18 protein-coding genes and 1 pseudogene are annotated in these 18,163 nt (G+C 64.1%); 6 read left to right on the plus strand and 13 right to left on the minus strand.

What is annotated here, in order from left to right:
* The coding region (locus A7D16_RS09140; RefSeq protein ID WP_153043145.1) for an IS110 family transposase at positions 1-449 on the minus strand (449 nt) is incomplete at its 3' end.
* 236 nt (positions 450-685) lie between these two features.
* Here A7D16_RS09140 and A7D16_RS21440 point away from each other — a divergent pair.
* Together A7D16_RS21440 and hmgA are read left to right on the plus strand one after the other, a co-directional pair.
* On the plus strand, positions 686-1,078 hold the full coding sequence (locus A7D16_RS21440) for an endonuclease domain-containing protein (RefSeq protein WP_082925767.1): 393 nt from the start codon (positions 686-688) through the stop codon (positions 1,076-1,078).
* Between the two features lie 36 nt (positions 1,079-1,114).
* Positions 1,115-2,413, plus strand: a complete 1,299-nt coding sequence (gene hmgA, locus A7D16_RS09145; RefSeq protein ID WP_064631896.1) for a homogentisate 1,2-dioxygenase — start codon at positions 1,115-1,117, stop codon at positions 2,411-2,413.
* Between the two features lie 163 nt (positions 2,414-2,576).
* On the opposite strand, the gene A7D16_RS09150 is transcribed toward hmgA, so the two are convergent.
* The gene (locus A7D16_RS09150; RefSeq protein ID WP_064631898.1) at positions 2,577-3,131 is read right to left on the minus strand and encodes a hypothetical protein; all 555 of its coding nucleotides are present in this window, start codon (positions 3,129-3,131) and stop codon (positions 2,577-2,579) included.
* Positions 3,132-3,235: 104 nt separating this feature from the next.
* On the opposite strand from A7D16_RS09150, the pseudogene A7D16_RS09155 reads away from it, so the two are divergent.
* Together A7D16_RS09155 and A7D16_RS09160 are read left to right on the plus strand one after the other, a co-directional pair.
* Positions 3,236-3,598: pseudogene (locus A7D16_RS09155) on the plus strand (lectin); the annotation flags it as partial.
* 2 nt (positions 3,599-3,600) lie between these two features.
* Positions 3,601-3,840: a hypothetical protein gene (locus A7D16_RS09160; RefSeq protein ID WP_147308547.1), complete on the plus strand. Its 240-nt coding sequence runs from the start codon at positions 3,601-3,603 to the stop codon at positions 3,838-3,840.
* Between the two features lie 183 nt (positions 3,841-4,023).
* On the opposite strand, the gene A7D16_RS09165 is transcribed toward A7D16_RS09160, so the two are convergent.
* From A7D16_RS09165 to A7D16_RS09190, 6 genes are read right to left on the minus strand one after another with little or no spacing between them, the layout of a single operon-like run.
* Positions 4,024-4,443 carry a Na+/H+ antiporter subunit G gene (locus A7D16_RS09165; RefSeq protein ID WP_064631902.1) on the minus strand — a complete coding sequence of 140 codons (420 nt, stop codon included), beginning with the start codon at positions 4,441-4,443 and terminating at the stop codon, positions 4,024-4,026.
* Entirely contained in the window at positions 4,440-4,724 is a 285-nt protein-coding gene (locus tag A7D16_RS09170) for a K+/H+ antiporter subunit F (protein WP_042821140.1), read from the minus strand. The genes A7D16_RS09165 and A7D16_RS09170 overlap by 4 nt, the downstream gene beginning before the upstream one ends.
* Positions 4,721-5,227 (minus strand): Na+/H+ antiporter subunit E, encoded by a 507-nt coding sequence (locus tag A7D16_RS09175; RefSeq protein ID WP_064631904.1) that lies wholly within the window; start codon positions 5,225-5,227, stop codon positions 4,721-4,723. Before A7D16_RS09175 ends, A7D16_RS09170 begins: the two co-directional genes overlap by 4 nt.
* On the minus strand, positions 5,224-6,768 hold the full coding sequence (locus A7D16_RS09180) for a monovalent cation/H+ antiporter subunit D (RefSeq protein WP_064631907.1): 1,545 nt from the start codon (positions 6,766-6,768) through the stop codon (positions 5,224-5,226). The genes A7D16_RS09175 and A7D16_RS09180 overlap by 4 nt, the downstream gene beginning before the upstream one ends.
* Entirely contained in the window at positions 6,765-7,139 is a 375-nt protein-coding gene (locus A7D16_RS09185) for a Na+/H+ antiporter subunit C (RefSeq protein WP_064631909.1), read from the minus strand. The genes A7D16_RS09180 and A7D16_RS09185 overlap by 4 nt, the downstream gene beginning before the upstream one ends.
* Positions 7,139-9,967, minus strand: a complete 2,829-nt coding sequence (locus A7D16_RS09190; RefSeq protein ID WP_064631911.1) for a monovalent cation/H+ antiporter subunit A — start codon at positions 9,965-9,967, stop codon at positions 7,139-7,141. Before A7D16_RS09190 ends, A7D16_RS09185 begins: the two co-directional genes overlap by 1 nt.
* A 165-nt stretch (positions 9,968-10,132) precedes the next feature.
* Between A7D16_RS09190 and A7D16_RS09195 the strand changes: the two genes are divergently transcribed.
* Complete coding sequence (locus A7D16_RS09195; protein ID WP_064631913.1) at positions 10,133-11,035, plus strand: NAD-dependent epimerase/dehydratase family protein; 903 nt, start codon at positions 10,133-10,135, stop codon at positions 11,033-11,035.
* 25 nt (positions 11,036-11,060) lie between these two features.
* Here the strand turns inward: A7D16_RS09195 and A7D16_RS09200 are convergent, their stop codons facing one another.
* The 5 genes from A7D16_RS09200 to A7D16_RS09220 all read right to left on the minus strand — a co-directional run bounded on the left by A7D16_RS09200 (position 11,061) and on the right by A7D16_RS09220 (position 17,425).
* Positions 11,061-11,546: an Mpo1 family 2-hydroxy fatty acid dioxygenase gene (locus tag A7D16_RS09200; RefSeq protein WP_064631915.1), complete on the minus strand. Its 486-nt coding sequence runs from the start codon at positions 11,544-11,546 to the stop codon at positions 11,061-11,063.
* A gap of 100 nt (positions 11,547-11,646) precedes the next feature.
* On the minus strand, positions 11,647-13,242 hold the full coding sequence (locus A7D16_RS09205) for a M4 family metallopeptidase (RefSeq protein WP_064631917.1): 1,596 nt from the start codon (positions 13,240-13,242) through the stop codon (positions 11,647-11,649).
* Between the two features lie 449 nt (positions 13,243-13,691).
* Entirely contained in the window at positions 13,692-15,575 is a 1,884-nt protein-coding gene (locus A7D16_RS09210; RefSeq protein WP_064631919.1) for a C40 family peptidase, read from the minus strand.
* 52 nt (positions 15,576-15,627) lie between these two features.
* The gene (locus A7D16_RS21445) at positions 15,628-16,290 is read right to left on the minus strand and encodes a hypothetical protein (RefSeq protein WP_082925769.1); all 663 of its coding nucleotides are present in this window, start codon (positions 16,288-16,290) and stop codon (positions 15,628-15,630) included.
* Positions 16,291-16,498: 208 nt separating this feature from the next.
* Positions 16,499-17,425, minus strand: a complete 927-nt coding sequence (locus tag A7D16_RS09220) for a phosphoribosylaminoimidazolesuccinocarboxamide synthase (RefSeq protein ID WP_064631921.1) — start codon at positions 17,423-17,425, stop codon at positions 16,499-16,501.
* 208 nt (positions 17,426-17,633) lie between these two features.
* Between A7D16_RS09220 and A7D16_RS09225 the strand changes: the two genes are divergently transcribed.
* Positions 17,634-17,963 (plus strand): J domain-containing protein, encoded by a 330-nt coding sequence (locus tag A7D16_RS09225; RefSeq protein ID WP_064631923.1) that lies wholly within the window; start codon positions 17,634-17,636, stop codon positions 17,961-17,963.
* Positions 17,964-18,163 lie beyond the last annotated feature (200 nt).

The following is an 18,163-nucleotide window of genomic DNA, read 5'->3' on the forward strand; positions in this document are numbered from 1 at the left end:
ACATCGGTCAGTTGAGACAGCCGCTGGCGCTCCTGCTGCACCGTCGCCAACACCTGCGTGCGGCGCTGCTGGTACTCGCGCAGCTGACGGCGCCAGCCTTCCAGCGGCTGGTAGGGCGTGAGTGATACCACCATCGCCATCTGCGCCAGCACACGCGCATCCAATGTGTCGGTCTTGGCCAGTTGGCCGATGGCCTTGGCAAAGTCACGCGCTTGGCGAGGGTTCACACGCGCCACCGGCAGGCCGGCCGCATGCAGCGCATCCAGCGCTGCCAGTTCGTAGCCGCCCGTGGCTTCCAGTACCACCTGGTGCAGCTCCATGTGTCCCAGCCAGCTGCGCAGCTGGCGCAGACCTGCCGCCGTGTTGGGGAAGCGCCGCTCGCCTTTGCAGCCATGCACATGCACATCCAACCACTGCTTGCTGACATCGATACCTACGCCGTATGCCATGGAAAAACTCCGCTATGCTCGAAGGGTCGAGAGCTCTCCTGGGCTGCCCAGCCTGATCGTTACGAGTGCCAACTCCAGCAACTGTTCGGGCGTTTGCCAGGAGATCCCGGCGTGGCGACCTCGCTCTCCCGCGGTTGTTTAGACCTGTGGGTTATCGGTCGACCACGCCGGCTCTCGACACCTAATCTGGCAGATCGCCAAGAGATAAGGGGTTGGGGTGAGGGTACGGTGGAGCGATGAAAATCAAACCGCCATTACCCACTGTTACGCGCACCCACGCACGTGCATTACGCAGTGAGATGACAGACGCAGAGCGCGCACTTTGGCGCTGTTTACGCAGCAATCAACTACAAGGTTTCAAGTTCAGACGTCAGCATCCGATTCCGCCGTACATCACAGATTTTTGTTGTATCGATGCGGCGTTGGTTGTTGAGCTGGATGGATCGCAGCACCAAGCATCCAGCGATCAGGCAAGGACGCGGTGGCTGCAATCGAAGGGATGGACAGTGCTGCGCTTCTGGAACAACGATGTATTGCTTTCGCTGGATGCGGTGGTTGAGACGATCTGCAAGATGGTCGCTACACCGTACCCTCACCCCAACCCCTCTCCCGAGGGGAGAGGGGCTTAATTCCAGCCCCTGTGGGGGCACAGTCCGGACGCACCCATGCACAACGACCAGCGTTACATGACCGGTTTCGGCAACGAGTTCGCCACCGAAGCCGTAGCCGGTGCTTTACCGGTCGGACAGAATTCGCCGCAGCGCGTGGCGCATGGGCTGTATGCCGAGCAGCTGTCCGGCACCGCGTTCACCGCGCCGCGTGGGGAGAACCGGCGCAGCTGGCTGTACCGCATCCGTCCGGCGGCCGTGCATGGCCGCTTTTCGCTGATCGAACAAGCACAGTTCCACAACGAGTTCGGCACTGGCCCGGTGCCGCCGGATCAGCTGCGCTGGAGCCCGTTGCCGCTGCCCTCCACGCCCACCGATTTTGTCGACGGTCTCTACACCATGGCCGGCAATGGCGGGCCGGAGGCGATGTCCGGGGTTGGCGTGCATCTGTATGGGGCCAACGCATCGATGCAGGATCGCTTCTTCTACGATGCCGATGGCGAGCTGTTGCTGGTGCCGCAATTGGGCCGCCTGCGCATCCATAGCGAGCTCGGTGTGCTGGAGCTGGAGCCGCAGCAGATCGGCGTGATACCGCGCGGTGTGCGCTTTCGGGTCGAATTGCTGGACGACAGTGCGCGCGGCTACGTGTGCGAAAACTTCGGTGGCCTGCTGCGCCTGCCGGATCTGGGGCCGATCGGCTCGAACGGGCTGGCCAATCCACGCGATTTTGAAACGCCCCACGCCGCCTTCGAACAACGCGAAGGCGCGTTCGAACTGGTCGCCAAATTTCAGGGGCATCTGTGGCGTGCCGACATCGGCCATTCGCCGCTGGATGTCGTTGCCTGGCACGGCAATTACGCGCCGTATCGCTACGACCTGCGCCGCTTCAACACCATCGGCTCGATCAGCTTCGATCACCCCGATCCCAGCATCTTTACCGTACTGACCTCGCCCAGCGACACGCACGGCACCGCGAACATGGATTTTGCGATCTTCCCGCCGCGCTGGCTGGTGGCGCAGCACACCTTCCGCCCGCCGTGGTTCCACCGCAACGTCGCCAGCGAATTCATGGGCCTGGTGCACGGCGTCTACGACGCCAAGGCGGAAGGTTTCGCGCCCGGTGGCGCCTCGCTGCACAACTGCATGAGCGGGCACGGCCCGGACGCGGCCACCTTCGACAAGGCCTCGCAGGCCGATCTCACGCGCCCGGATGTCATCGCCGAAACGATGGCCTTCATGTTCGAGACCCGCGCGGTGTTGCGCCCGACCCAGCAAGCGTTGAACGCCACGCATCGGCAAGCGGATTACCAGCAGTGTTGGTCCGGGTTGCGCGCCGCATTCCAACCGCCGACGTAGGCAGACGCGGCGCAGCCGTACGATGCGCGTTGCGTTGCTGCGTTGCACTGCGGCGTTGCACTGCACCTGTACGACAGCGCCGTTGGTGCGGCAAGGCAGTGAGCCAATCCGGTCATTCGAACAACCCGGGCAATCTCGGCTGAGGCTGCCCGCGGCTACCAGGTCACGCTGCCTGCAAGGCCTGCGGCAACAGCTCGCCGATGCGTGTACGCACACGCTCGGTGTAGCTGGCCGAGGTGATCTGCGGCAACGCCTGCAAGGCCTCGGCGATGGCGGCGGCGATCTGCTCTTCGCTGCGTGCGGCCTGCAGTTGCCGATGCAGCACAACGGCGGCCGGGTTGCGTTGCAGCTGCAGGATATCGAGCAGGTACAGCCGTGCGCTGGTAGCCGCGCGGCGACGCAGGCGGTGCGGATCCTCTTCGGTCAGCGCTGCACCGGCCTGCGTGGTGGGTGTCTCGGCCTGCACCGGCGGCGCTGCGGGCGCTGCAGCGCGGCTCGTCGGGCCCGGCGTCCTGCCAGCGTCGGCGCCAAGATCCAGGTACCCCATCGCGCACAGGCTGTGTACCAATGCCGCGCCATCGCCGCCCGGCAGCACGGCGAGCGCCACCAGATCGCGCTGTCCGTCGGGCAGGATCAGGGCGCGCCGTTGCAGCAGCGTCAGCGGGCTGCGGCGCGATTGCAACGTGGTCAGGGCGAGCTCGGTCTTGCGTGGGGTCATGGCGGCGGTCCTTCGGAGCCGACAGGGGGGACGGCCGCCAATGAAGCGCCGATGCCATTGCCGCGACGGTGTGCCGCCACGCTCTCCACATGATCGCGATGCATTTACAGGGCAACGCCGCAACCGATGGCGGCTGCTACCTGCTACGCCCGCAGTGGGCCAGCGATGCGCGACGCTTCGGTTTCATGTTCGAAGGCGAGCATCTGGTGCGTTACCAGCCCAGCGAACCGAAAGAGACGGCACCCGGCGGTGGCAAGGTCGGCATGCCGTTGGCGCAGCTGCGCGCACTGTACTGCGGCGGTCTCACCGAGCAGCCGCACAAGTACGTTCCCAACGCGCTCGCGCTGCGCCTTGCCGACGCAGGCAGGCAGACCGCGCTGGTATTCGAGACCGATGCAGACGGCAAGGTCAGCAGTTGGTGGGTAGGGCAGCCGCGGCAGGTGGATTACGTCGAAGGCTGTGGCTGAAAATGCTGCGCACAACGGTGATGCGGCGTTGTTCATGCGACGTCATGCGCGGCGGCTGCCCTCTGCAGCTTGCGATCCATGCGCGTACCGAAACCGACACATCGCGCATCGGCGTGGTCATCAAAGCGGCAACGGCAAACGCTATCAACCTCGACGCTGGCTGGTATGCATTTAGCAACCGGCTAGCGATCTTGGTTGGTTGCAGCATCGCTGCACGCAACCATGGCCAGCGCCTTGCGTGATGCTGCGAGATACATCGGCCAGCTGTAAAACTGCGTACAGCTTGCGATCGAGTGCGGCGTGCGCGCCGGTGAGTCCATACGCCACATGCCGACTACTTCGTCAGACTGCAACCTCGCCAAGCAGCAAGCTCCCGACAAAGATCAACAATGCGATCGCAAACAATCCAGGCCTGGCAACACCCCTCAGCCACGCTCAGACGCCGGCCCCGGATGTTGCTTCTCGGTCTGCTCGTTCTCGCCGACATCGCCTTTGACTTCCGGCAATCCTTCCTGCTGCACATCGCCGTGATTCGGCACTTCCGGGCGGTTTTCCATCATCAGCGACAGCGCCGCCTTGGCCATCAAGTGCGCGCTGATCGGTGCGGTGATGAACAGGAATACCGTGATCAGGAGTTCGCGCGGTTGCGGGTCCACGCCCAGAAACAGGTGATAGCCCACCGATGCCAGCAGCACGCAGCCAACGCCCAGCGTGCTGGCTTTGGTCGGTGCATGCAGGCGCTTGAAAAAGTCCGACAGCTTCACCAGCCCGAACGCGCCGATCAGGATGAAGAACGTGCCCACCAGCAACAAGGCGCTGAGCAGATATTCGGTGAGGGCGATCATTCGACAATGTCCCTGCGCAACACGTATTTGCTCAGCACCACGGTGCTGCCGAAGCCCAGCATCGCAATGACCAGCGCGGCCTCGAAGTAGATCGGCGAATCCAGATACATGCCCAGCAACATCAACTCGGCGATGGCGGTGACGGAAAGCGTGTCCAGCGCCAGGATGCGGTCCGGCACGGTCGGCCCGCGCAGCAAACGCCACAGCGCCATCAGGATGGCCAAGCCCACTGCATGCATGCAGATCACGATGGTCGATTCGATGAACATGTGGCCGGTCATGGAAAGATCTCCATCAGGGGCTTCTCGTAACGGGTCTTGATCTCGGCAATCAACGCCTCCGGATCGTCCAGATGCAGCACGTGCACCAGCAGATATCTGCGGTCGTCCGACAGCGCGGCCGACACCGTGCCCGGCGTCAGCGTGATCATGCTGGTCAATGCGGCGATGCCGTGGATGTTGGCGATGTCCAACGGCACCCAGATGAAACCGGGATGGATGCGCGATTCGGGCCCAAGCACCTGCGCGGCCACCTTGATGTTGGAGCGCACGATGTCGCCCGCGGCCACCAGCAGCATGCGCGGCACCGAACGCAGCGAGCCGATCTGGGCGAACTCGCGGTCCAGACGCACCGCAAAGAGCGGCACAACCACGCCGAGCAGCAGGCCCAGCACCCATTGTTGCGGGCCGAAACTGTCGCTGAGCAGCAGCCAGAAAACGAAGACGGTCACGCTCAACGGCGGCGACGGAAACAGGCGGCGACGCAATGGCACGCGCGTGCTCATGGCTGCCTCCGCTGCGGCGTGGTGGCGCGCACCTGGTCCACATACGCGCCGGGGTCGCGCAGCTGCGTCGCGGCCGCATCGGTGTAGCGCATCACCGGGCCGGCAGCCACGGTCATCGCCACCAGCCCGCCCAGCAATAGGACGGTGGCGGCAGTTTCGACCGGGCGCATGCGACCGCGCCGTTGCGGCTGCAGTTCCGGTGCGTCTTCCACCGCCACCGGCACACGCCAGAACAGGCGTACACCGGCGCGGGTCAGGCCGATCACCACCAGCAGGCTGCTACCGAGTATGGCGCCCCACACCGGCCCCACCAGGCCCGCCGGTACGTGCTGCAGCAGCGCCGCCTTGGCCAGGAACCCGGACAACGGCGGCAAGCCGGCCACCGCCACCGCTGCGATCATGAACATGGTGCCCGGAATGGCCCGCCCCGGCAGCGGTGCCACCACTTCCTTGCGGTCGCTGGCACTGCCGCGGCGGCGCCGGATCAGGTCCGACACCATGAACAATGCCGCCGCCACAAAGCTGCTATGCGGCAGGTAGTACAGCCCCGCGCCCAGTGCGCCCGCATCGTCCAGCGAAAACGCGATGAACAGGGTCGCCGCCGAAAACACTACCAGGTACGACACCATCACCCGCAACCGCGATGCGGCCATCACCCCGAAGGCGGCCATCAGCAGCGTCGCGATGCCCAGCCACAACAGCGCATGGCGACCGAAGCCGTGCAGCATGCCGGCGCCGTCGCCGAACCACAACGACGACACCCGCAGCGTTGCGTACAGCCCCACCTTGGTCATGATGGCGAACAACGCCGCCACCGCCGCCGGCGCGCGCGAGTAGGTTTCCGGCAGCCACAGATACAGCGGCAGCAAGGCGGCCTTGCTGCAGAACACCAGCAGCAACAAGCCCAGGCTGGCCTTGGCCAGCGGAACATCCTGCGCCGGCAGATCGGCAATGCGCTGCGCAATTTCGGCCATGTTGAGCGTGCCGAACACACCGAACAGCAAGCCCAACGAAATCAGGAACAACGTCGAGGCGCACACGTTGAACACCACGTAATGCAGGCCTACCCGCATCTGCAGTCCGCGCCCGCCGCTGAGCAGCAGGCCATAGGAGGCGATCAGCATCACCTCGAAGAACACGAACAGGTTGAAGATGTCGCCGGTCAAAAACGCCCCGTTCAAGCCCATCAACTGGAACTGGAACAACGCATGAAAATGCGGGGCGCGGCGGTCCCAGCCCGCGCAGGCGTGCAGCAGGCAGGCCGAGCCCAGGATCAAGGTCGTCAACAACATCCACGCCGACAAGCGGTCGCCCATCAGCACGATGCCGATGCGCGCTGGCCAGTCGCCGAGCAGATACACCAGGATCTCGCCGTCGGCAGCGCGTGCGAACAAGGCGACGACCGCCGCCGCCAACAACGCCATGCTCACCCACGCCACGCTGCGCTGCACGCGCGGCCCGTAGCGACGGCGCTCGACGAACAGCGACGCCGACGCGCCCAGCATCGGGATCAGGATCGGCAGGATCAGCAGATGATTCATCGCCGTGCCTGCCGCGTATCCACACCGGTGGCGGCGTCTTCGTGCGCATCCACATGGTCGCTGTGGTTGTCGCTACGGCTGCGGATCGCCAGCACCAGGCTCACGGCAGTCATCGCGAACGCAATCACGATGGCGGTCAGCACCAGCGCCTGCGGCAACGGGTCGGTGTAGTGCATCAGCTCGGCGGGCACACCCTCGCGCAGCACCGGCGCCTGGCCGTTGCGCAGCCGCCCGCCGGCAAAGATCAGCAGGTTGGTCGCGTACGACAGGAAGGTCATGCCCAGGATCACATCGAAGCTGCGCGCGCGCAGCAGCAGATAGATCGCCAATGCGGTGAGGACGCCGATCGCGCTTGCCACTGCCAATTCCATCAATGCTGCTCCGCGGTGCGTGTCGAACGTTGGGTGGGGTCGATCTCGCCGCGCTGCGAACTGCGCGTACGCGAGGGTTTGATCGTGCCCATCATCGACAGCATCAACATCGCCGCACCGAACACCACCAGATACACCCCGATATCGAAGCCCAGCGCGCTGGCCAGTTCCAGCTCGCCCAGCAGCGGCAGCGGAATTTCCAGATGGCCGCTGGTGAGGAACGGCAGCCCGACTAGCAGCGAGCCCGCACCGCTGACCAGCGCGCACAACAAGCCGATGCCGATCAGGCGGATGTAGTCGAAGCCGAACCGCGATTCCACCGATGCCGCGCCCTGAATCACGTACTGCATCAGCAACGGCACCGCCAGCACCAGCCCGGCGATAAAACCGCCGCCCGGCGCATTGTGGCCGCGCAGGAACAGGAACAGCGACACCGTCAGCGTCAGCGGGAACATGATCTGCGCCAGATCGGCCGGTACCGGCAACTTGATCGGCGGTCCCGGCATGGTGCGCTCCGGCGCCATCCGCGAGCGGCGCAGCAGGGCGTGCACCACCAGCCCGGCAATCGCGAAGACGGTGATCTCGCCAAAGGTATCGAAGCCGCGGAAATCCACCAGGATGACGTTGACCACATTGCGCCCGTAGGCTTCCGGCAACGCGCGCTGCAGCAGCTCGCCGGCAACGGTGTGGCTGGGCTGGGTCATCAAGGTGTAGGCCAACGCCGCCAGACCCGCGCCGCCGACGATGGCGATGGCGGCATCGCGGATCTTGCGCAGCCGCGCCGGTTCGGGCAACGAGCGCTCGGGCAGATAATTCATCGCCAGCAGCATCAGCACCAGCGTGACCATCTCCACCAGCAACTGCGTCAGTGCCAGATCCGGTGCCGACAAGAAGACGAATGTCAGGCTGACTGCCAGCCCGGTGCCGCCCAGCACCAGCACCGCCAGCAGGCGCTGCTTGTACAGGAACAGGCTGCCCAGGGCGCAGGCCATCATCAACAACCACACCATCCAGCCCAGCAGTGGCATCGGGGTGGGCGCAGGCCATGCCCGCAACGTGCCGCCTTGCAGGAACGGCACCAGCGCCACGACCACCGCGCTCAGCACCAGCAGCATCAACATGCGCTGCAGGTTGCCGTTGGTGACTGCGTCGGTCATGCGTGCGGTGGCGGCGAACAAGGTGCGCAGATTCCACTGGAACAGCGCCTTGCCCGGCGAACGGTTCTGGACGGCGTACAGATCCAGCGTGCGCCGCAGCGCCATGTACAACAACGCACCGCCGACGATGCCGGCGATGCTCATCGCCAGCGGCCAGTTGAAGCCATGCCACAGCGCCAGGCTGTAGTCCGGCAACGTGTCGCCCAAGATCGCGGTAGCACCGGCGCGCAACACCGGCGCCACCGTCCACGCCGGCACCACGCCCACCGCCACACAGATCAGCACCAGCACATCCACCGGAATCCGCATCCAGCGCGGTGGCTCGTGCGGCGTGGTGGCCAGGTCGCGCGGGCCATCGCCGAAGAAGGTGTCGTGCACAAAGCGCAGGCTATACGCCACGCCCAGCAGGCCTGCCAGCAGCGCAGCGGTGCTCGCCAGGATGCGCATCAGCTGCGGTGCCTCGGTGCCCAGCGCTACGGCGAAGAACATTTCCTTCGACAAGAAGCCGTTGAGCAGCGGAATGCCGGCCATTGCCAGCGAGGCGATGATGGCCAGCGCGCTGGTCATCGGCATCAAGCGACGCAAATTGCCCAGCTTGCGCATGTCGCGCGTGCCGGTCTCGTGGTCGATGATGCCGGCGGCCATGAACAACGACGCCTTGAACACCGCGTGGTTGATGAGGTGAAACACACCAGCCACCACCGCCATCGGCGTGGACAGGCCGAACAGCATGGTGATCAGGCCCAGATGCGAGATGGTCGAGTACGCCAGCACGCCTTTGAGATCGTGCTGGAAGATCGCGTGCCATGCGCCCAGTAACAGCGTGATCGCACCGATGCTGGTGACCGTGTAGAAGAACAGGTCGGTGCCGGCCAGCGCCGGATGCAGGCGTGCCAACAGAAACACGCCGGCCTTCACCATCGTGGCCGAATGCAGGTACGCCGACACCGGCGTGGGCGCGGCCATTGCATGCGGCAACCAGAAATGGAACGGGAACTGCGCGCTCTTGGTAAAAATGCCCAGCAGCACCAACCCCAACGCATACGGATACAGCGGGCTGGCGCGGATCACATCGCCAGCGGCCACTACCGCGTCCAGCTGAAAGCTGCCGACGATGCGGCCAATCATCAACACGCCACCCAGCAATGCCAGGCCACCGCCGGCGGTCAGCACGAAGGCCATGCGTGCGCCTTCGCGCGCGTCCTTGCGGTGCGACCAGAATCCGATCAACAGGAACGAACTGATGCTGGTGAGTTCCCAGAACACCATCAACAGCAGCAGGTTGCCCGACAGCACCATGCCGAGCATCGCGCCCATGAACAGCAGCAAATAGGCAAAAAAGCGCGACGCGCTATCGCGTGCGCTCAGGTAGTAATGCGCATACAGCACCACCAGCGCGCCAATGCCCAGCACCAGCAGCGCAAACATCCACGCCAAGCCATCGAGCCGCAGCGAAAACATCAAACCGATCTGCGGCAGCCACGCATGTTCGCTGGCAATCACCTCGCCGCGCAGCACCGCTGGCGTCAACAGCGCCAGCACCAGCAGCCCGGCCAACGGCGCGGCCGCAGCCAACCACGCCGTGATCGAACGGGACGTGCGCCAGAGCAGCGCAGTGGCAGCGGCCATCACGAATGGCAACGCCAACAGGATTTCCAACGAGAAAGGCATGCAGGGAACACAAGATTCGCGAGCAGGCCCGAGAGTTTAACAAACCGTTGACTGACGTCTGCGTCAACGCGGCCCTCGCGCACGGCAGGCAACCGCGCCGAATTGGCTGCACATCGCCGCGCCGCACTCGGTATGCTGCAGGCATTGACGCACCTCTAGCCGCCCGTGACTGCCGCCCATCCCGCTCCGTCCACTGCCGCATCTGCGCCACGCGCCCTGGTCTTCGGTGGTAGCGGGCAGATCGGCGCGCGCCTGCTGACCCGGTTGCTGAGCCGCGGCTGGCAGGTGACGGCGTGGTCGCGGCAGCCGCGCGCGGCGCGCTCCGGGCTGGTCTGGCGGCAGGGCGATCTGGCCGTGCCGGCCGCTGCTGGCGAGGCCTTCGAGGTGATCTTCAGCTGCGGCCCGCTGGACCACTTCGCCCGCTGGTATACCGAAAACCCGGTGGTGGCGCCGCGGATCGTAGCGTTCGGTTCCACCAGCGTGGAGGTCAAGGAGCATTCGACCGACGCGGCCGAGCGCGATGTCGCGCAACGGCTGGCGCATGCCGAACAGGCGCTGTTTTCTGCGGCGATGGCGCGTGGCGCTGCCGCCACCGTGCTGCGTCCGACCCTGGTCTATGGTGCCGGACGCGACAAGACGCTGACCCAGATTGCCGGCTTGGCGCACCGCACCGGCGCGTTCGTGTTGCCGGCCAACGCCACCGGGCTGCGGCAGCCGGTGCATGTGGACGATCTGGCCAGCGCCGCGTTGGCGGTGGTGGCCCAGCCGGCGACCCAGCAACGCAGTTATGCGGTGGGCGGCGGCGAAGTGCTGGCGTATACGCAGATGGTGGAGCGCGTGCTGGAGGCATTGCCACGGCCCGCGCGCCTGTATCAGGTGCCGCCGGGCCTGTTCGGCCTCGCATTGACCGCAGCGCAACGCCTGGGCGGTCTGCGTGGCCTCAATGCCGCCGCGCTGCAGCGCATGCGCGACGATCTGGTGTTCGACCTGGAGCCGGCGCGCCGCGATTTCGGCTATGCGCCACGTGCGTTTCGCCCATTGCCCGAAGAGCTGGGGATTGGCGAGTGATCCCTGGCCGGTCTGCCGGGCGCGCTCAGTAACGCCAACCCAGCTGGCGATAGACCTTGGCCAGCACCCAGATCGGGCCGATCAGCAGATAGGTCAGATCAGTCAAAAAGCTCGGCTTGCGGCCTTCGATCTTGTGGCCGACGAACTGCGCGATCCACGCCAGCACGAACACTGTCAGCGCGGTGGTGAACAGGCCGCCAAGCCCGATCCGGCCTTCGATCAACCGGCACAGGCAGCCGAAGAAAAAGAAGATCCCCAGCATGCCCAGCCCCAGCGGGCGCGACAGCCGGTTGTAATACGACCATGCCGCAAACATCGACAGCGCTGCCCACACGCCGCTGCTGAACCAAGTGCCGCCGACCGGGATGCACCACAGCAACCCGACCACCGACCACAGGATCGCCGGCACCGCCAGCACATGGATCTGCTGGTTGGTCGCATTTTGATGATCGTCGGAATAGCTGGCGAAATAGCGGTCGATCGGTCGCGCGGTCGTGGTGCGTTCGGTCATGTTCCCTCCCAGGAATGACCCAAGCATACGCGCGCGGATGGCGCTGTGGCAGGTGCGCCCCTCGCCACGCATCGAGCGCGTGGCGAGGGGCGCGGCCCCATCAGTTCACCGACACCGCGCTCCATGCCGCGGCAACCGCGCGGTATTGCGTGGAGGTGCTGCCGTACAGATCGGTGGCTGCGCTCAGCGTGGCGCGGCGGGCGGCTGCGTAGTTGGTGGAAGAGGTCATATAAACCGTCAGCGCGCGATACCAGATGCGGCTGGCAGCGGCGCGGCCGATCGCCGTCAGCGCCGTGGAGCCGCTGCAGACCAGCCCGGCCGGGGTCAGGTTGTAGCTGGTGCCCGCACCGAACCCGCTCGGCACCACCGCACCTTCGGCCAGCAGATAGTAGAAATGATTGGCCACGCCGGAGCTGTAGTGCACATCGAGGGAGCCCAGATTGCTGCGATAGCAATCCGGCGAATCGCCATCCAGGCTCGGCTTGAACATGTAGCGCAACGCCAGCGTGCCGCTGCTGTTGCCGGCGATGATTTTTTCGCCAATCAAATAGTTGCCCGGTTGCGCGCTATTGGCGGCGGAATATTCCACCATCGCACCCATGATGTCGGACGTCGCTTCGTTCAAGCCGCCCGATTCGCCCGAGTACACCAGGCGTGCCGAACGGCTGGTCACGCCATGCGTCATCTCGTGGCCGGCTACGTCCACCGACACCAGCGGGGTGAAGGTGCTGCCGTCGCCATCGCCGAAGGTCATGCAGAAACAGCTGTCCGACCAGAACGCGTTGTTGTAGCGGCTACCGTAATGCACGCGGCTACGCGCACCGGCACCGTCATTGGCGATGCCGCTGCGCGCATGCGTGCTGCGGTAATAGTCCCAGGTCAGCGCCACGCCGTAATGCGCATCCACCGCTGCGGTGACCGTATCGCTGGTGGCGCCGTTGCCCCAGGCATTGTCGGCATCGGTGACCAGCGTGCCATTGCCGGACGTGCTGTTGCGCATGTTGTAGGTGGCGCCGCTGCCGCGACCGAGATCGGTCAACTCGTAGCCGCTGCTGCAACGCGCTGTGGTCAGCGCCACGTTACCCGCATACAGCGAACGCCCGGTGCCGGTCGCCGTGGTGCCGCCGCTGCACACGGTATGCACCGTATCCCAGGATTCGAGGACGCGCTGGTTCACCGCATCGACGATGTAATGCATTTCGGTCGGCGTCTGATCGGGCTTGATGCCGCTATAAATCACCTCGTATACCAGCCGCGGTGCGCCCTGGCGCGCATACAGCGCCAGGCTCGCGCGCGGTGCGGCATCCTGCGCCACGTCGAATTGCGCTCCGGCCACGCGCAATGCGGTTGCAGCATCGATGCCCGGCACCAGGCTCGGACGCAGCGTGGTGTCCATGGTCTGGCTCAGCTCGCGCATCACGCCACGTCGCGAATGCACCACCACATCGCCGCCGATCACCAGCAGGCCTTGATAGGTGCGATCGAAGCGCACGTGTTCGGTGCCGTCGGCATCGACAATGCTGTCGCGCGCCACGAAGGCATCGGCCGATGCCCGATTGGCCAACGCCGATGCGGTGTTCCCCAACAGCGATTGCGCCCGCGCAACAGCGGTCGTTGCGGATAGATCCGCAGCGGTAGCGACAGCAGAAAACGATAGCGCGCAGCAGATCGCCGCGCCCAAGACGTGGAATTGCATGACGACTCTCTCCCAGGAAACGTGCAATGCAAAGATCGGCGGCGATGAGCATCACGGCCGATCGCGGACGGCAGCAGGTGCCGACAGCCAACCTTGCACAGTCCACGGTCGTGCAATAGTAAAAATTACAGTGGTGTTGCGTTCTGTGCGCGGCGCCACTTTGTGGTGTGGAGCGTATCGCAGAGAGACGGGCGGCAGGTCACTGCATTGCCCCTGCATGCTCGAACTTCGCTTGGCACTTGCGCGTACGGTGCCGCCACCGGTTGGACTGCGTTGAATTTGGAGGTCGCCCACGGCTTACATTTCGATGCCGCGTGCCACGGCAAACTCACGACACCGATTGTGTCAGTGGCTGCAACATCTGCTGCAATGCAAGCGGATGCAGACATCGGGTACAAAAAAAGCCGGCCATCGAATTGGCCGGCTTCTTCGGATGCGCCTGTCACACCTCAGCGCACACCCATTGCAACCTTCTGATGCTCTGCGTGGGCGTGTTGCTGCTGCGCCTGGCCGGCAAGTAGCTGCGCGCTGGTCTGCTCCAGTGTCGGGGCAGGCTGGTTCAGATCCACGGCCGCACGGAAGCCGGGCGTCGTTCCCATGACGAACGCCTTGCCATCCTGCACAGTCACGCTCTGCAGCTTGTCCGCGCTGTCGATGCCGTTCTGCTTCGCCTGCAAGGTGACGTTGGCAGCTGTCTCGTTGGAGATCATGCTCGGCAGCCTGCTGCGGATCGCGCTGTGCAAGGCATGGTCCGGATGCGACGCATCCGTGAGCGACGGCCCTGTCGGCGCGGCAATCTGTGTGTCTCGCGCAGGTACCTGTGTCTGCGCCTGCGCAGCGGACAACGCAGCCTGCGTGTTGCGACCGACGATACCGTCCTGCTGCAGCCCATGCTGCTTCTGGAATGCCAGCACCGCCTCGCGCGTGTTGTCGCCAAAGCGCCCATCCTCGGCAAGCCGATTGCCCTGCGCATCACGGACACCAAGGCGATTGAGGTCCTGCTGTATCGACCGGACGTCATCACCCCGCACGCCGTGCTTCACGGAATGATGGGGTGCGGCTTCATTCGATGCGGATTGCAGAAGGACAACGCTTGCAGTTGCGTGTGTGCGTGCAACACTCGGTTCAGCCGTGCCATGTAGCGGCGCGCGTACCTGAAATTCCGGCTTTGGAGTCAATGCGCCGACGATATTCGTCCCGCGACCATCCCAATATCCGCCTGGAGTAATGGTGACTTCGGCTGGCCCGGTGCTGCCTTGTGATCCGATGAATTGAATATTCCCCTTGGCATCGTAGCCCTTGAATATCCCAACATGCTGTCCCTGTGGCGATGAGAACATCAGGATGTCGCCTTGGTGCAGTGATCCATTCGGCTTGCGCGCTTCAGCAGCCGAGGTGACATCGAAGTGCTCGCGCGCATACGACGTCGGGTTCGTGCCGTTGAATAACTTTGCAGTGGTGAAGCTTGCAGCATTTTCGCCAGGCACATCGTATCCCGCGTTCTTAAGCCCTCGCCAGACGAAGGCAGAGCAATCGACGCCAAGCCGGCCGTCTCCATCCATATCACGCTCTAATCGGCTGCTATCGCGGCCTGGGCGCGGATGGTCAGGGCGACCGTACTCATAGCTCCGGCCTTTGCCAAGAAAATGCTGATAGGCCTCGTTGTAGACAGCAGCGCCACTGGCTGCTGTTGCACGGTAAGTAGTAGTAGTGGGTGCAGTCCCGGCTAATGCATTCGATGATGACGTCTGCACCTGCACGGGTGCCGCGGACTGCGCGTGAGTAGGCTGCTGAGTTGTTGTTACCTCGCCTGCACGCCAGCCCTCGAAACGACGGATACCATCTGCAAGCACCTCGCGTTCCCGTTCACTCATCTGTCCAACTGTTTTTTCACGCAGATCCACGCCTTGCCGGTCGCCCTCAGCAAAGATGGCAGCTGCCTGCTCCTTATGATGGGTTCGGCCGCTGTAGTCAGCGGTCGAATAGCTGGGTAGCATCTGCTCGACGGTCTTCTCGCTAAAGCGGCGCTCTAATAGCTGTATCTTGGCTGCGCGTCCGGCCTCGTAACTTTCGAATACGGCATTGCCCCATTGGTCCAGACCAACGATGCCTTTATAACGGTCTTGTGCCGCATCAAGCGCTTGTTCTCGAGTGCGTGGGTTATGCACTGTCTTATCGGCGCTGCCGGAAAATTCGAACTTGAGATTGCCGGGGTTGTTGTTACGCCACGACACGGTGCCGCCGGAGCGAGTGACGACACTGCCGTCGTCCATTTCCAGCGTACGCGTCGTGCCTACGCTGCTGAGTACACGTGTGATTTTTGGATCCGACATGAGCTGTTCCTTTGCTAAGTAGTTGGTAGAACCTGATTGGGTCTACTGAGCTTTACAATCCATTTGAGAACACATCGAGTGCATCGGCAGCCACCCAACCTTGCGCGCAGTCGCCGACATATTGGCCTGGTGCTGCGGCATGGCAGGCATCACCGGCAGAAGGCCTCAAGCGTTTGATCGGCCTATCGCCATACTTTTCGCACAATGTGTTGTTATTGCACTTTGCAACACTGCTTGCGGGAATTGCGACAGCGTAATAATAAAGAGGATTTTGGCCTGTGCGGCCAATACCACGTATGCAGACTAATTGGCCCTGGGTCAGTTTGGCGTTAGCTACCGCACTGCTGCCGGTGGTAGGTACCGTGTTGAGTACGTCTACACCCTGTGCCTGCGCTACGCCAGCAAAAAATCCGTCGTCGCCGCAGGCAGGCAGAAGCTCCACGTCGTAAAAATCGCCCGTATCCACATTGCCTGCTGTGCAGCCTGTCGCTGTTTTTGCGTCAGCGCATTTCACACCGCTTGCCTGGATTAATGTGGCGAATCGGTCATTGGCGGAGGGTGCCTTAACTGGCTGCTTTGCCGCCGGTGCTGTTGGCGGAGCGGCGGGTGCGGCAGACTCACCTGCGGTGCACGCGCTTATTGCAAGCAGCAGGCCCGGAAGCATTGCGCTGCGGAGAAAGAAAGAATTAAAAACAGGAAAATTTGACGGAGCCATTGCGACCTCGTTAGACGGTATGGCGCGCTTCTAAGGCGGGCCTTTGAAGGTGGGTATACGCCAATGCATCACGGATTATTAAAGTACCCCGCGAAGCTGCCAAGTTAGATGAGTGGCCCGTCGAGCCTGGTCTTGCGCGCCGAGTATGTCGGCGCTCAGGTCACGGTGGCGTTAGTACGACCAAAGCCCCGTCCCCAGGGCCTTGGCATCAATCAACCGAAATACCCGCCAACCGCTGCAGCGCTTCGGCATATTTCGCGCGTGTGCGATCGATCACTTCGGCCGGCAGGCTCGGGCCGGGTGCAGTCTTGCCCCAGTCCAGGGTTTCCAGATAATCGCGCACGAACTGCTTGTCGTAGCTCGGCGGGCTGGTGCCCAGTTCGTACTGATCTGCAGGCCAGTAGCGCGACGAGTCCGGGGTCAGTATCTCGTCCATGATGTAGAGACGGCCATCGGCATCGGTGCCGAACTCGAACTTGGTGTCGGCCAGCAGGATGCCGCGTTCGGCGGCAAAATCGGCGGCGAAACGGTAGATGCGCAAGGTGGCATCGCGCACGCGCTCTGCCAGCTCGGCGCCAACGGTTTTGACCATCGCATCGAAGTCGATGTTCTCGTCATGGTCGCCGACCGCTGCCTTGGTCGATGGGGTGAAGATCGGTTCGGGCAGTTTCTCGGCCTGGCGCAGGCCGTCGGGCAATTCGATGCCGCTGATCTTGCCGGTGCGCTGGTAATCCTTCCAGCCGCTGCCGATCAGGTAGCCGCGTGCGATCGCTTCCACCGGCACCGGCTTGAGCTTGCGCGTGACCACGGCGCGTTTGGCGTACAAGGCCGGGTCCACGCCCTCGGGCAGCACCTGCTCCACGCGGATGTCCACCAAGTGGTTGGGCATCAGGTGGTCGGTCTTGTGGAACCAGAAGTTGGACACCTGGCACAGCATTTCCCCCTTGCCCGGAATCGGATCCGGCAGCACCACGTCGAACGCGGACAAGCGGTCGGTGGCGACCATCAACAGGTAATCGCCCGGAGGCGCATCGGCCGGCAGGCGCTCGCGGGGAATGTCGAAGACATCGCGGACCTTGCCACGGTGACGCAACGGCAGGCCGGGCAGATCGGATTGCAACAGCGTGGTCGACACAGGCACTCCTAAGGACGTCGCTATGACGCTGTCCCCGGGACCCGGCGGGCCCGCGGGTGGGCAGCGGGCCGCGTAGTGTACGGCGCTTCGCGGCGGCCCGCAGATTTTATTGGCGGTCGCGCCGGGGGCGGCTGTGCAGGGCCCGTCAGCTAGGCGGGGCGGGCGTTCGGGTAAGATCGCCAACCCGCCTCCCATCACCGATCACCCCATGCTCTGGTACGGAAAACTGCTCGGCGCACTGGCCGGCGCCTTGCTGTTTCGCGGGGCACCGGTGATGGGGCTGATGATCGGCCTGGTGATCGGCCACGCGGTGGACGCCGGCTGGTTCAAGCGCCGCGCAGAAAATCCGTATGAAGCGCTGGGCCTGGAGCCGGACGCCACCACCGCCGAGATCGATCTGGCCTATCGCCGGCTGATGTCGCGCTACCACCCGGACAAGGTGGCCAATGCCGATCCGGAGGCCCGTCGCCAGGCCGAAAGGAAAGCCAGCCAGATCAACGCCGCCTACGACCGGATTCAACGGCTGCGCAAGCGCTGATCGCATGGCCCGTGGTTGTGTGTGGGTGGCGCTGAAACGGTGCGCGGTGTGATTGGGGAAGTTGGGTTGCCGACAGGTGGTCCGTGCCCTTATCCAAACCCCTGCTGCGCGCCTTGGCCCGCGCTTGCGGCGCGGGCGCCCCAAGGCACACGCGCCATTCGCGCGTGTGCCTTCTTGCCCCAGCGCAAGAGGGGCCTGGC

The sequence above is a fragment of the Xanthomonas nasturtii genome (genome assembly GCF_001660815.1).
GTDB lineage: Bacteria > Pseudomonadota > Gammaproteobacteria > Xanthomonadales > Xanthomonadaceae > Xanthomonas > Xanthomonas nasturtii.

Bases quoted from the DNA above. Each gene is read 5' to 3' on its own strand.
- A7D16_RS21440 (WP_082925767.1), top strand. From the start codon at position 686: ATGAAAATCAAACCGCCATTACCCACTGTTACGCGCACCCACGCACGT.
- hmgA (WP_064631896.1), top strand. From the start codon at position 1,115: ATGCACAACGACCAGCGTTACATGACCGGTTTCGGCAACGAGTTCGCC.
- A7D16_RS09150 (WP_064631898.1), bottom strand. From the start codon at position 3,131: ATGACCCCACGCAAGACCGAGCTCGCCCTGACCACGTTGCAATCGCGC.
- A7D16_RS09160 (WP_147308547.1), top strand. From the start codon at position 3,601: ATGCTGCGCACAACGGTGATGCGGCGTTGTTCATGCGACGTCATGCGC.
- A7D16_RS09165 (WP_064631902.1), bottom strand. From the start codon at position 4,443: ATGATCGCCCTCACCGAATATCTGCTCAGCGCCTTGTTGCTGGTGGGC.
- A7D16_RS09170 (WP_042821140.1), bottom strand. From the start codon at position 4,724: ATGACCGGCCACATGTTCATCGAATCGACCATCGTGATCTGCATGCAT.
- A7D16_RS09175 (WP_064631904.1), bottom strand. From the start codon at position 5,227: ATGAGCACGCGCGTGCCATTGCGTCGCCGCCTGTTTCCGTCGCCGCCG.
- A7D16_RS09180 (WP_064631907.1), bottom strand. From the start codon at position 6,768: ATGAATCATCTGCTGATCCTGCCGATCCTGATCCCGATGCTGGGCGCG.
- A7D16_RS09185 (WP_064631909.1), bottom strand. From the start codon at position 7,139: ATGGAATTGGCAGTGGCAAGCGCGATCGGCGTCCTCACCGCATTGGCG.
- A7D16_RS09190 (WP_064631911.1), bottom strand. From the start codon at position 9,967: ATGCCTTTCTCGTTGGAAATCCTGTTGGCGTTGCCATTCGTGATGGCC.
- A7D16_RS09200 (WP_064631915.1), bottom strand. From the start codon at position 11,546: ATGACCGAACGCACCACGACCGCGCGACCGATCGACCGCTATTTCGCC.
- A7D16_RS09205 (WP_064631917.1), bottom strand. From the start codon at position 13,242: ATGCAATTCCACGTCTTGGGCGCGGCGATCTGCTGCGCGCTATCGTTT.
- A7D16_RS09210 (WP_064631919.1), bottom strand. From the start codon at position 15,575: ATGTCGGATCCAAAAATCACACGTGTACTCAGCAGCGTAGGCACGACG.
- A7D16_RS21445 (WP_082925769.1), bottom strand. From the start codon at position 16,290: ATGGCTCCGTCAAATTTTCCTGTTTTTAATTCTTTCTTTCTCCGCAGC.
- A7D16_RS09225 (WP_064631923.1), top strand. From the start codon at position 17,634: ATGCTCTGGTACGGAAAACTGCTCGGCGCACTGGCCGGCGCCTTGCTG.